Annotated in this window: 6 protein-coding genes, 2 tRNA genes and 1 pseudogene; 6 read left to right on the forward strand and 3 right to left on the reverse strand. The window is 38.0% G+C overall.

What is annotated here, in order from left to right; genetic code table 11:
- Window positions 1-527 precede the first annotated feature (527 nt).
- On the reverse strand, window positions 528-7,445 hold the full coding sequence (locus ACFILT_RS00820; protein ID WP_375679438.1) for an autotransporter outer membrane beta-barrel domain-containing protein: 6,918 nt from the start codon (window positions 7,443-7,445) through the stop codon (window positions 528-530).
- A 198-nt stretch (window positions 7,446-7,643) separates the two neighbouring features.
- Between ACFILT_RS00820 and ACFILT_RS00825 the strand changes: the two genes are divergently transcribed.
- The 5 genes from ACFILT_RS00825 to ACFILT_RS00845 all read left to right on the forward strand — a co-directional run bounded on the left by ACFILT_RS00825 (window position 7,644) and on the right by ACFILT_RS00845 (window position 11,490).
- Window positions 7,644-8,594 (forward strand): siderophore ABC transporter substrate-binding protein, encoded by a 951-nt coding sequence (locus tag ACFILT_RS00825; protein ID WP_375613669.1) that lies wholly within the window; start codon window positions 7,644-7,646, stop codon window positions 8,592-8,594.
- A gap of 103 nt (window positions 8,595-8,697) precedes the next feature.
- Window positions 8,698-9,654, forward strand: a complete 957-nt coding sequence (locus ACFILT_RS00830) for an ABC transporter permease (protein ID WP_375678779.1) — start codon at window positions 8,698-8,700, stop codon at window positions 9,652-9,654.
- 67 nt (window positions 9,655-9,721) lie between these two features.
- Entirely contained in the window at window positions 9,722-10,597 is an 876-nt protein-coding gene (locus ACFILT_RS00835; RefSeq protein ID WP_375678778.1) for an iron chelate uptake ABC transporter family permease subunit, read from the forward strand.
- The gene (locus ACFILT_RS00840) at window positions 10,594-11,352 is read left to right on the forward strand and encodes an ABC transporter ATP-binding protein (RefSeq protein WP_375678777.1); all 759 of its coding nucleotides are present in this window, start codon (window positions 10,594-10,596) and stop codon (window positions 11,350-11,352) included. Before ACFILT_RS00835 ends, ACFILT_RS00840 begins: the two co-directional genes overlap by 4 nt.
- Window positions 11,353-11,416: 64 nt before the next feature.
- Window positions 11,417-11,490, forward strand: a tRNA-Gln gene (locus tag ACFILT_RS00845).
- Window positions 11,491-11,625: 135 nt separating this feature from the next.
- Here the strand turns inward: ACFILT_RS00845 and ACFILT_RS00850 are convergent.
- Both ACFILT_RS00850 and ACFILT_RS00855 read right to left on the reverse strand, forming a co-directional pair.
- A pseudogene (locus tag ACFILT_RS00850) lies at window positions 11,626-11,831 on the reverse strand (DNA adenine methylase); the annotation flags it as partial.
- A 1,658-nt stretch (window positions 11,832-13,489) separates the two neighbouring features.
- Window positions 13,490-13,660 carry a hypothetical protein gene (locus ACFILT_RS00855; RefSeq protein WP_375679439.1) on the reverse strand — a complete coding sequence of 57 codons (171 nt, stop codon included), beginning with the start codon at window positions 13,658-13,660 and terminating at the stop codon, window positions 13,490-13,492.
- A gap of 368 nt (window positions 13,661-14,028) precedes the next feature.
- Here ACFILT_RS00855 and ACFILT_RS00860 point away from each other — a divergent pair.
- Window positions 14,029-14,102: transfer RNA gene (locus tag ACFILT_RS00860), tRNA-Gln, on the forward strand.
- Window positions 14,103-14,244 lie beyond the last annotated feature (142 nt).

The following is a 14,244-nucleotide window of genomic DNA, read 5'->3' on the forward strand; positions in this document are numbered from 1 at the left end:
GCAAAAGCTCTACGCCAAAACCACCTATAAGAGAACAATTGCAAAAACACACTTTATGAGTGTATAATGCATTCTGTATTTCGTGTAAAGAAAAAATAAAACCAGTGCGTGTAATTAATTAAAAACACAATCAAACCTTGTGAGCTTTAAAAATTAATCCACAAGGAGATGAATGAAACAATGACTTAAATCAGTAGAAAACAAACTCTCAAAAACGAGCTTTAGAAAACATCAAATATTATATTAGATAATATCAATACAGTACCAAAAAGGATAACGTAACGCATACCGGTCTGCTGAACGCTTAAAAAGCCGATAAAAGCGAAGCACTCTATCGCATCAGTAGCAGCATAAATTTTAAGAAAATTCGCTTTAGCGGAGAAAAGTGCTCTCATGCACAAAACAAACTATGTCTTTTTTGCTTAATAAAGAAGACGAGATTTTTTAAGAACAACACAAGTTGTTATAAAGAAAAAAGGCAGCACAATGTGCTGCCTTTTCTAAAAAGGTACATAGTGTACCTTATATTAAAACTGATAACGTACTCCTCCAGAAAAACTTGTTCCCGAAAAACCAGCCTTATTAAGCTTATGTTGATAGAGAATATCAGCATGCAGAGAGAACTGTGGCAACAATTTGGCATTAAAACCTAATCCAGCCTCTATAGAAGAACCAAAAGCTCCTAACTTGAAAGCATCATTGAAATGCACAGACTGTTTTCCTTCAAAACCATGAGCAAGATAAAGCTTACCATAGAAAGCAACAGCATTCACGCCTTCAGAACCTGTAGGAATCTTGGTTAAACGTCCACCAACACGTGCTACCCACTGATTAAGGTTACCCATTTCAATATTAAAATTGTCGATATCACGGACTTTATTAAACTGGAGATGTTGATACACAACCTGAACCTGCGGATCAAAGACAAAGCCCTTATATCCTGTCATAATTGTCTGACCACCAGCTAAAGAAACACTCAAAGGATTACCTTTTAATGTTGCTGTTTTACCCCGTGCAAGGGTGAGAACATCACCTTTGAACAGACCATAGGATAAAAGACCGTCGACATAGAAGCCAACATTATGCTGCATGCTACCATATACCGTAGCAGTCCATTTATCAAATGCACTCTTCTGACTGTGCTCAACATTCACAGGCTGCAGAGAAAGTTTTCCATAAGTTCCCATAACGCCAAAGGATATAGCACTGTCAGCATTTTCAATAGTTTGCAGCAAAACACCTGCCTCTACACCATTATAACTAAGATCACCTCCGTAACCATATTCAAGTGCGGACAGATCTGAAGCATAATGATAACTTCCACCATAGCCGCGCAAGTATAAAGCGGGATTTTCACGAACCTCTACCATTCCTGTAGAAGTCATCCGTAACGTCTCCAATTGCTTATTTTGATTGCTAATATCCATCAAACCAGCGTGGAATACACTATTAGGCAAGCTGAGATAAGTTGGAACCTGTGGAACAACAGACCTTACAAATTGTTCAGGAAGGGCAGCAGATCCAACAGACTTAACATACTGATTTTCTAAACGGAAATTCCAAAATTCTCCACCATCCTTAACAAATTTCTGCTGAACATGCTCCTGTTTCGAAGTCGCTTCTGGAGCATAAGCACGAAGGGTGTATTTGTAAGGTGAGTTTCTCAGTGCAACATAATTGCCATCGAGTTGGAAAGAGTCTTTCTTCGCTTGACCATAGACCTGAATAATTGAAACACTATGAGCAATCTTGGCATTCGCTTTACCATCTCCTACATTGCCCGCATCACCTCGTACATGTATTTTTGTTTTTCCAGAAACATCACCATGAATGACAAGCCGATCAGTGACTTGCTGATCACTCGGATCACGAGGATTTAAACGTGCATTGAGATGAATTACAGCATTACCCTGTGCCGCATAAACAGTTCCTTTCCCATTTCCAATATAGAGAGTCTGATATTTTCCTTCAGATTCCGAAGGTGCAAAATCAATAGCACTATTTACAAGACTTACAGAAGAAATGCATGAATCCACACATCCTGAATCTAGAGTCCCCAAATTCCTCTGTGTACTTCTTTTTAGAATCCACTGTGAATTATTAGCCAAGTCTAATTTTGCATAAGAATTTTTATCAACGCGAACACCGCCTGTAACAATAGAACCGTCAACTGAAACCAATATGTTCGAATCATTCTCGGCTTTTAATAACAAGTCACCAGCAAGAGTTGTTTTATTTTCTAATAAAACACGACCACCAGAATTATTACCATAGATAGCTATACCATTTGCAACTTCAAAATCAGTTTTTTTCAACGAAACTGTCCCTGTTATGCCTATAGGTGTATTCTCCTGTTTGGATACAGCGCTCCGCTTAGCAACACCTGTTTGCGCAGTTTCTAGATTCTGACTTCGAGTTTTCTCACTCCCTTCTTTCAGCGTTAGACCATCAAAATATATACCATAGGTTCCTTCACCTTCCACTTTAACAGTAGAAGACTCGATATTTACGTGATTCATAGTAGGACGAACGTCAGATGATCTCCTTCTCCTAGAAGAGCCGGTCTCAACCACATTATCATCAGACTTTATAATCCACAAAGCATGAGCATCAGTAACAACATTTCCGTTCTTAAAATCAACAGAAGCATTATCACTCACCAAAAAAGCTGCACGTCCAAATTTCTCTGTAAAATTCGACTTTCCTGCTTCTTTTTTCGCAGTAATATTAACTTTGTTTAATCTTACACGTCCCCCAGCTTCTGATCTCACAGCCACTCCATTTGTCAGCATAACCGTTCCAGAGTCCATAGTTACCTCACCAGCCTGACTCGCCAAACCAGCCACAGCTAAATCCCCCGTTACGTTAATTTTCGTATCCTTTAAATTAACAGATGATCCAGAACCCGCCAAAGCGCCTACATAACGCGCATTGACTGTTCCAGCATGCATTGTAACCTTCCCGCTACTTTGCGCTTCAAGCCCAATCACAGAAGAGGTAATTGTTGATTTATTATCCAAAACAACTTCTGCCCCCTCTTCTGCAAGCACAGCACTCACGGCATATATTTCATTAAAATCAACATTATTTTTGCTATCAGAAAAATCCGCACCACTAATTGTGGCTCCCTCTAACTTAATAACCGTATCCTGATTTTTTGCATGCATAGGATGCTGAGTTTTATCACTTACCTTCAGTGTCTTCCCTGTTATTGTCCGCGATTTACCATCTCTACACAAATAAGTAGTCTGTGATCCCTTCTCACCATTATTCATATCATCACATGTAGAAGAAACCGTTTCCTTAGAAGAAACATCTCCATTACCAGTACGACTAAGCATAAGAACACGCCCAACAGCTCTAGAAGATACAGCAGATGTCTCAGAAACCACAGGAGAAGAAGCATTCATAGCAGAAGCCCCATTAGAAGATATAACAGCTATCTCAGAAACCAGAGAAGTAGAAGGCTGCATAGCAGAAGCTCCATTAGATATAGCAGGTATCTCAGGAGCAGAAGCATTCATAGCAGAAGCTCCATTAGAAGATATAGCAGATATCTCAGAAGTAGAAGGCTTCATAGCAGAAACTCCATTAGAAGATATAACAGCTATCTCAGAAACCACAGGAACAGAAGCATTCATAGCAGCCTTCATAGCAGCAGCTGATTTTATAGGTGATGGCCTCTTAGATACAATATGATCCCCAGGTGTTACAAAAATTTCATCGGCAGATATTACAGGTCCTTTACCTGTATCAGATCTCCCACTTAAATTAACTCTTGGAGGTACTAAAGGTGCCAAATTTCTGGATAAAGAAGGAGTAACAGATGATGGAGATGGAGTAACAGGTAAAAAGGTATGCACTACAACCTCAGATGTTTCAGATTCCGTAAAATCTTCGTCATCATCATCTTCATAAAATTCGTCAGATGTTTCAGATCTCAAAAGTGAATTGCCTTGAACAGAGACTACAGATGCAGATTCCCCAGATACAGGAGGAGTTATGGATTCACTATTTACTTCACCAGCACCAGTGTCAGCATTAGTATCTATTGCAGTTTCAGTAGAAGCATCAGTAGAATCAACTGCAACAAGTGGCTTAGCCTTAAAAATAGGTTGAAAATTAGCAGTAGCAGTATAAGCAGAAACGAGAGGTATAAAATATTCATCTTCTAAACGAAAATCCCAAACACTTCTACTATTTTTAAGTAATGTCTTATCAAAATACTGCATTTTCGGAGGAGTAGTTGGACCATAAGCACGAAGAACATACTTATAAGGTAACCCTTCTCGTGTAATATAATCACCTTTCAGCTTAAAAGAATCCCTCTCTGCATTTCCAAAAACCTGAATAATTGAAATGCTATGAGGTGTATCCTGACTTTGTGATATACCATCAGAAGTATCATTCACAACTACCATTGTTTTTCCAGAAACATCACCATGAATCAACAATCTGTCAGATATTTGAGAATTTTCTGTATTGCTAGGCATCAAATTTGCATTGAAGTAAATTGTAGCGGCAGAAGCAGCACTATAAACTGTTCCATTCCCATCTCCTATGCGAAGGGTTCGATACTCAATATCTTTATTAGATGTATTTTTATTTTTCAAAGAAGTAAAAAATCTAACATTACTATCTACAAGATTCATAGACGAAAGACATGAATCTACACAACCCGTATTTGAATTTTCCAAACGATTATGCAGATTCTTTGTTAAATACCACTCTGATCCCCCAGATAGAAAAAGCCTAGCTTGAGATTTTTTATCAACGTGAGCTCCCCCCATGACGACAGAGTCTTCAACAAAAACCGACAAATGCGACCCCTCTTCAGCTTTCAACATTAAATCACCCGAAAGAGTTGAGTCATCTTTTACAACGACGTACCCATCCAAACTGTTACCATAAATGACCACACCATTAGGAACTCTGAAAACCGTATTTTTCAAAAGAACTGCATGCAAACTATCTCCATCATCTTTTATTCCACCCTCTCCCAGATTTTGACCTACATTTTGACCACTTTCTTGTCTCACACTCGTTTGATCATTTTTTCTCCTCACATTCGAAGGTATATCACCAAAAAATACACCATAAGACTTACCTTCCACTTTAACGGTTGAATTTTGAATATCAGAAACTATTAAGTTGACAACCCTAGAGTTTGCATCTGGTTTAGACGCCACCACTGCAGAATCTCCAGCGCCAGCTCCAGATGGTGCACTAGTACTTCTAGAATCTGCACCGCTTCCTAAAAAATTCTCTATAGGGAATAAAGCCTCAAAATACGTGGAACTAATATTATTAAGGACAGCGCCATCTCTAGTTTCAATAGAGATGACCTCACCAATGAAAGAATCACTATTAGCCTTAGAACCCTGTTGCGTATCATCGCCATCCTCACTCTCCGCTTCTACTCTATTAGAAGCTCCAGAGACTCTATTAGAAGCTACAGAGATATTATTCTTAAAGCTATCACTTACCAACAATGCAACAGTATTAGGAGCTCTAAGTTTTCCATTTTTAAAGGAAATAGTACCTCCAAGTGACAATAAACCTATATTCGTCTCCGAAGTACCAACTTCTGTAGTTTTTGGTTCCTCAGCAACATTGATAACCGTCCCGTCTAGTAGAACAGTCCCCTCTTTTGTAGAGATAACTCCTATTCCACCCTCTTTCACGGTAATTGCTCCAGACCTCATCTCGATAACGGATGGACCCAAACTAACTAAACCGATTCTTTTAACATTAATATCTACATTCTCTAAAACAATCCACCCATTATCACTAGCAAGAGCACCTATATACGCATCTCTGATTCCTCCCCCCACCATCGTGATCTTTCCAGTCTCTTCAGTCCGAAGCCCAATAAAAAAACCCTGAATATTTGAGTTTTTCAAATTAACCTCTGCATTCATATTTGAAGCAGAATCTCCGACATATACACCAACATAAAGCGGATCATGAGTATATAAACTATCTATGTTCTCTATACCTACTTTATAATCCTGTATACCCACTGCAGATAAACTTTCAGAAAGTTCTTTCCCAATATTCATACTTTCAATGGATACTTCGTCCAAATTAACAACTACTTTCCCATCATCAAGAGAAGATTCCACATTTACAGCGCTCTCACCTTGATCCGCTATAATAGTCCCCCCTATTAGAGCATATACTCCGGACTGATCACAGGAAATAGATCCATATATTCGCTGATCACCATTGAGTAAATCAGCCAATCCTTTACCTGCCTCCACAGAATCTATAAATTCTAGAGCCCCAACACCATCACTAACTGGTATAGATACACTCACACCAGGCACCATAGCACCTGATGTATCAGGTGGTAAAGAATTCAATACAGGACTCGATATACCTGGCATACCAACAAGACCATCTGCACTCGCTTTTTGTACTCTTAGCGCCTCTTCCCCCACTGGAAAATATGTTTCGCTTAAACTATCTTTTCGCGGAATATTAAATAATGTCCAAACATCTACATTTCTTGGAACATCTAGTATTCTAACCAACTCTCCTCCTAATCCACTTGGTACACCTGCAAGCCCCGCACGTGTTTTCTTCCCACTTGCTATTGCTGTTTTTGCTTCTTTTGCTTCCACATTTTCTGCTCTTGTTGCTCTTGCCCTCCTAGTAGATACACCGCCTGCACCTGGAACACCTGGCATACTACTCAAAGCATCATTTGACATAGTACCTGGACCAACTCCTGGAATAGCAGGCAGATTCGTTGTATCTGCCCCACTCGAAACACCTAATATAGCCTTTGGTCTTTGTTGACTTACAGTGTTTAATCCTCCTCCTGCTATATTACCTGATAATAAAGTATCTTGTACAAGAGCTAATGAGCCACCAAAGCCAGCTGGTACACCTGCTTGCGGCACATTTGCTACTGTTCCTATCCCAGTAGATAAAACGCCTGAACCTGGGAGCCCTGGCACACCACCCACACCATCTGGAATATCACCCAAAATACCTAGCACTGCACCTGCACCACTCGCAACACCAGGTACTGCACCTGCACCACTCGCAACACGAACACTACTACCTGCAACATTCCGTATCATGCCAGGAACAAAAACATTATTCTTTCTAGAATGACAAGCACTAATAGGTCGAATATGATTTAAAATAGGCACAATCTGAGCCTGAGCCTGAGCCTGAGCAGGACCACTATTAACAGCATTATCGACTCTAGGTTCTGCTCTTTCAGAAACCTCCACTCCTCCGGGTGGTGTTATAGCCCCTGTGCTCGATCCTCCAATGAAAGAGGTAAATGATGATAATGATGGCAATGAAACTGAAGGAAGGTATGATGAGAACCAACCACTCCCCATAGAAACATCTACACCTTGTAAAAAGAAGAAAGCACTTGTTGTCAGTGCGTACAAACGTGTACGCTTTTTAAATACATTGATCATATGTCAAACTTTCTAAATAATGTTGCAAAAACACTAGAATTAAGTGAAAATGAGGTAAGTGAACGATTTGTAACATATGTCAGTCAACTTTACAACATAGTGTTATTTATTTACGCTTCATTTTGTGCATAAAAATACCAAAGTTAAGTTTTTAAGTGCGCAAACCTTTGTAATATTAGATAAAAGGATAAAATCACGATGATAAAATATATGAAATGGATGACTTCTGTTTTACTGGTTGCAATTAGTTTTGCAACGATTTTGTGGACTCATACGAGTATTGCAAATACGAGTACCCAGACAAATGTAACGATTGATCATGTTTCAGGAACGACTTCTGTTCCCACTTCTCCGCAAAAGGTTGTTGTGTTTGATCTTGCCTCGCTAGATAATATGAATCGCCTTGGTATCCAAGCAGTTATCGGCCTTCCTGAAGGAAAAAAACCTTCCTATCTGCAACAATTTGACGATGCAAAATATGAAAGAATTGGAACCGTTTTTGAGCCAGATTATGAAAAAATTGCCACTCTTCAACCCGATTTGATTATTATTTCCTCCAGAACTCAAGCAAAATATAAAGACTTATCCAAAATAGCCCCAACAATTGATCTAACAGTAGAAAACGAAAATTCTCTTGAAGATATAAAACGAAATGTGTCTATCCTTGGAAAAATTTTTGGTAAAACACAAGAAGCAGAAAAAGAAATTGCAAAAATCAATGAAGCTTTTGCTGAAGTCCGTAAAAATACCCAAGGAAAAGGCACCGGGCTCATACTCATGACCTCTGGTGGAAAAATCAGTGCTTTCGGACCAAAATCACGTTTCGATATTTTTCACTCCGCTTTTGGAATTGCCCCTGCAACTGATAAACTTACCGTGCAAAAACATGGACAACTCATTTCTCCTGAATTCATTCTTGAAACCAATCCTGATTGGTTGTTAGTGATTGATCGCGATGCAGCCATTGGACGGGAAGGACAATCCGCAGCACAATTGCTCAACAATGAGCTTGTTCACCGCACAACAGCAAGCAAACAAAACCAAATTATTTATTTGGACTCTTGGAGTTGGTATCGTGCAAATGGCGGTTTAACGGCACTCATTGAAACCGCACAGCAGATCAATGAAGCCTTTACAAAGAGCAAATAAGCGCACGAAAGAGCTTGCTTGCTATATAAATAAAATTTAAAAGCAGAGGTTGTTTATTAAGCAGTCTTTGCTTTTTGTAGATTTTGTTAGAAAATGATTTAACGTGAAGAATTACTGGATAACCATAACACTTCTAATTTTCCTGTCTATCCTCAGCATTTTTGTTGGTTATTCTGATGTCACACCTTCTAACCTTTTCGCAGCCGATCCCCATGCGTGGCTTATTTTTTGGCAAACACGTCTTCCTCGTACCATTGCAATCCTTTTAGTAGGCGCAGCACTTGCACTTTCAGGCATGATTATGCAACTATTAACACGCAATCGCTTTGTCGAGCCATCAACCACTGGAACCATTGAATCTGCTTCCCTTGGCATTCTTTTTATTATGATTTTTGGGCCCGATATTCCTGTTTTAGGAAAAATGGTCGTTGCGACAATTTTTGCCATGGTAGGCACTTTACTTTTTATGTTTTTATTGCGACGCATTCCTCTAAAATCTGCTCTCATTGTACCCCTTACAGGGATTATGCTAAGCTATATTATTGGCTCTTTAACCAATGCCATTGCAGATTATGAAATGTTACTTCCTTCTCTTCAAGCTTACTTATTTGGCAGTTTTGCGATGATTCTTGAAGGAAAATATGAGCTCTTATGGCTATCCCTTCCCCTTTGTATTCTGGCCTATTGTACTGCTGATCGCTTTACGGTTGCAAGTTTGGGAGAAGATTTAACCAATAACCTTGGATTGAATTATCGTGTTGTCATGTTTTTTGGTCTTTTTATTGTCGCCTCAATCACTGCTGTTGTTGTGTGTACCATTGGCCGTATTCCTTTTGTTGGGTTGATTATTCCAAATATTGTTTCAAGTTTCATGGGAGATAATATGCGCTATACCGCTCCTTGGGTGGCCATCAGCGGTGCAGGATTGGTCTTGATTTGTGATCTTTTAGGACGAATCATTCATCCTTCTCTTGAAATTCCCATCAGCACCATAATGGGTGTAATCGGTAGTTTTATTTTTATGATACTGCTTTTACGCTGGAGAAAGCGTCTTGGATAGAAGAAGAAAAACAATATGTGTACTAACAACACTTATCATCATAGCATGCACTGTCATTAGTCTTTACATGACGTGGAACATCAATGTTTATACATGGAAATTTCGTCTTACAAAACTTTCCTCTTTGCTTCTTATTGCCTATGCAATAAGCGTTTCTACAGTTTTATTTCAAACAATCGTTAATAACCGTCTTCTTACCCCTTCAATTATGGGATTTGATCAGCTTTATATTTTAATAAAGACTGCCCTAATGTATTTTGTAGGCTCTCTTTCTTTGCCCTTTTTGAATGAAGAAGGACAGCTCGTTCTTGAAGCCCTCATTCTTATTTTTTTTTCAATAAGCCTTTTTCGCTGGCTCTTTTCAGGAAGCCTAAAAGGGCTTCATTTGACGCTTTTAATCGGTGTTGTTTTAGGCGGATTTTTTTTCAGTTTACGAATGTTTATGCAATTGCAACTAAATCCAGACCAAATGATGAATTTAACCGATATTATGTTTGCAAATTTTAATAAATTTAATACACCGTTAATAAGCTTTGCCACAATCATTGTCTTCATTGTGAGTCTGATTGGATGGCATTCCCGTCATCTTCTTGATATCTTGGCTTTGGGACGTGAAAATGCCCTCAATCTTGGCGTTAATTACCACAAAAGTGCGACAGCTGTCCTTATTTTTGTTTCCATTCTCGTATCAATTTCCACCGCATTAGTAGGCCCCGTCACCTTTTTTGGACTGTTAGTTGCCAACCTTTCCTATGAACTTTCTCCTCAAGCAAAACACAGTGTTGTTGTTCCAATTGCAATATTATTGGCTATTATTTGTCTGGTGGGTGGACAATTTATTTTAGAACAAATTTTTCATATGGCAGGACGTTTAAGTTTTATCATTGAGTTTTGTGGGGGAATTGTTTTCTTAATGTTACTGATGAAGGGAAAACTAAAATGATTGAGATCAATCATCTTTCCAAGGCTTACGGAGCACGATTGATTATCGATAATTTATGCCTTCATCTTCCAAAAGGGGGGGTTATTTCTCTGATTGGCCCCAATGGTTCGGGAAAGTCAACTCTTTTAATGCTCATAAGACGTCTTTTACCACACCATAATGGTACAATTCATATCGACGGCTTTGATATTGATAAAATGCCCCACGATATTTTGGCTCAAAAACTCTCAATTTTGCGTCAAGAAAATCCTTTGTCTTTTCGCTTAACCGTATACGATTTAGTGAGTTTCGGACGCTATCCTTATTCAAAAGGCTGGTATACACATGAAGATAAACAATTTATCGACAGTGCACTACGCTATCTCGGCTTACAAGATTTAAAAGACCGTTTTTTAGATGAACTTTCTGGCGGTCAGCGTCAACGCGCTTTTATAGCCATGGTTATCTGCCAAGACACTGATTATCTTCTTTTAGATGAACCATTAAACAATCTGGATATGAAACATGCGGTTTCTATGATGAAGCAATTACGCCGCACAGCTGATGAACTGAAAAAAACCATTCTTATTGTTATGCACGATATTAATTTTGCCTCATCTTACTCAGATATGATTGTTGCATTGAAAAATGGGAAAGCGGCCTATTGTGGGACTCCAAAAGAAATTATGCAACCAAAAATTCTTAAAGACATTTATGATGTCGATATTCAAATCAAAACAATTAATGACATCCCTATCGCTCTTTATTATCGATAATCATAAAGATTTTTTGCGCTTGCATGCACTATAGAATCTGCTAGGGATAGTAAAATTAGCTTGTTGGGGAATAGTTTAATGGTAGAACAGCGGACTTTGACTTCGTCAATCTTGGTTCGAATCCAAGTTCCCCAGCCAGTATTTAATGATTGTAGCTTGTCATCGGGTTTTGTATAATTTGAAAGCAGGTTTTGCATCAATTTATTTTTTCAAAGGATCTGCAAAACTTTCAAGGGTCATTTAAAATCCCTTTAATGCATATTTTCTCTTCCTCTAAAAATTGCAATTTGAGATGATAAGCTCTTGAGCCGGTGCGGATTCTTTGAACCACATGTATAAGATGTGCCAACCTCTTTTATCTTAAATTGGCTAAAGATTTTTCGGATCTGAGACACATCATTGAGAGAGAAGAATTTTTCTCTTGCGCAAGCAAAGCAAACATTGTCTGGTAATCCTCTCGCAAATAAATCCTTTCCATAGTAATACACGTATATCTGGCTCTGTTTATGGGAAAGCCTTATCTAATAGCTATAAACCTATCTAAAGAGAGAATTCAAAAAAGAAAGCCGAGCCAAATGATATGACGCGGCTTTCAGATATTGATTATAAGATTCAAATGAATCATCCACAATGGAGTAATAAATTCATATATACAAAACGTATCATATTGCAAGTGCTCTATTTAGAAATATGAAAACTTATCAAAAGAAACGTAAATGATAGCTATGATTTTGATATCATTCATTAGCATTATAGAATCTATAAACGCTTGGTAACTTTATCAATCCAATCAAAAGAAAATGCATCTTAAATGAATGTTTTCTCAATAAGGCTTTCATAAGTATCTTTTCATTTTGCACTCAAATGTAACTTCTTTGCAAATTAACCAGCTCAAATTTGAGTTGGCAAAATTAACCAATCCAATTTTGGAGGCGTTATCTTTAGAATAGCCATCTTTAAACATTATAGCTTTTGACTCAAAATTGAATAAAATCCCATACCTTAGATGTTACAATGGTTTTGAATTTTGCTGCCTCATCTTTTTTTCAATAGGTGCCCCCCAAATTTTGAGAGAGCTCATTTGGTTTCGTATTTTTAAACTGTAACTTTTAAAACGTTTTTTTCTCGCTTGCTTGCGTTATATCATTAAAAGGCTTTCAATTTCATAAGACATAACATTGTGATTTTCATTCTATATTGTGATGATAGTATCTATATAATGCCTGCCTATCATTTACTAACTTTTTAGTAAGCGTTTTTAAAAACGATCTTGTCTTTAAATTCTTTTATGCAATCTTTATGAACTCAATCTATAAGCTTATGATCGTTTCAAACGATTATTCCTTTTAAGGTTGCACTCAAATAAAGAGCAAAACACATCCCATTCTTAAACGTATGCAATTTATGTTATCGATAATTCCAAACGACTGAAATTTAAAACAATGTGATTTGTGCTGTGTGACGTATCATAAAATTTATGACCTGTTATGAATGATAACCGCTTTTCATTTGAATGCACCCATGCGTTATAATATTTGCATCATGATTTGCTTTTTATGGTCTATACATCCATGGCAATCTTATATAAAAAATGATCAATTCAAACATGCATAAAAGTATGGATTATTAAGTGGATTCATATAAAATAACTGCACTTAATATATTGATATTATTAGTTTTTATGTACAATGTCTTTTTAACTTCAAAAGATATCAATTTCCTTGTAAAGAATATTTCTCCCATTCCAATAAAAGGCTCAATATAAGTGCGATGAGGGATAGCTTCTATGATTTTACAAGTACTGATCACTGGCCATGCAATAACGCCGACTGATGTCCAAGCCAATTAGACCGCCTGTGGAAACAGGCAGGTTGTGGGGCTGAATATAGTGGAACAGCACCGAACGGATAAGCCACACGTCGTAAGTAAGCCTCTTAGCTTGCATAGCTTATAGGTTTTGGAAACAGACAATTATTATAATTCAGGTATTATAATTCAGACAATTAAAGATCAGATCTCAAGCTTTTTAATCCAGTGGACAAACACGAATAATATGTCCGTCTGGATCTTTGATTAGGAAGGTACGTCCAAATACATCAGTATACGGTTCCTTCAAAACATTTATCTCAACAGTGGTTTACTCTTTCCATTCCGCATAGAGCTTATCTACGTCCTCTCCAGTAGGCAACATAATGCCGATTTCTGAAAAACGAGGCACATTTTCCTCAGGCGTATCGCCCCCAGACCAGAGAGCAAAGAGAGCATCCCCCGAAGAAGCAAATGCAACATAGCGTGGCGAGGTAAACACAGGTTCTTTCTTGAAGATGAATTTGTAAAAAGCCGTAGAGTACTCTATGTTTGAAACGTATACCAACTGTAGGTTTGGGGTAACAGGATAAGTAGGAATATTACTCATAAATTCTCCATGATTTAGTAGCTGTTGCCTGACAGGCATATACCTATTAGAGAATATTTCAACAAGAGTTTGTGATGCCTCCGTTCGCGGTGTGCTCTATTTATATGTTTTTATTCGCTTATTGCTATATGCTAAAATATCGAGTCCGCCCCTACTGGGATTATAATGATATCCCTATCGCTCTTTATTATCGATAATCTAAAGATTTTTTGCACTTGCCTACACTATAGAATCTGCTAGAAATAGTAAAATTGGCTTATTGGGGAATAGTTTAATGGTAGAACAGCGGACTCTGACTCCGTCAATCTTGGTTCGAATCCAAGTTCCCCAGCCAGTTGTATTGTAGCTGTATGTAGCTGTAGCTTGCCAGCGGATTTTGTATATTTTGACACTAGGTGTAGCTTGCCAGCAGGTTTTGTATATTTTGACACTAGGTTTTGTACCAATTTATTTTTTCTCAAAGAGTTTTAAAGATG

Origin of the sequence: Bartonella sp. AP7XZML, from assembly GCF_042195745.1 — a bacterium.
Taxonomy (GTDB): domain Bacteria; phylum Pseudomonadota; class Alphaproteobacteria; order Rhizobiales; family Rhizobiaceae; genus Bartonella.

Excerpts from the sequence above, each read along its gene's own strand:
- ACFILT_RS00820 (WP_375679438.1), bottom strand. The coding sequence starts at position 7,445 with ATGATCAATGTATTTAAAAAGCGTACACGTTTGTACGCACTGACAACA.
- ACFILT_RS00825 (WP_375613669.1), top strand. The coding sequence starts at position 7,644 with ATGATAAAATATATGAAATGGATGACTTCTGTTTTACTGGTTGCAATT.
- ACFILT_RS00835 (WP_375678778.1), top strand. The coding sequence starts at position 9,722 with ATGACGTGGAACATCAATGTTTATACATGGAAATTTCGTCTTACAAAA.
- ACFILT_RS00840 (WP_375678777.1), top strand. The coding sequence starts at position 10,594 with ATGATTGAGATCAATCATCTTTCCAAGGCTTACGGAGCACGATTGATT.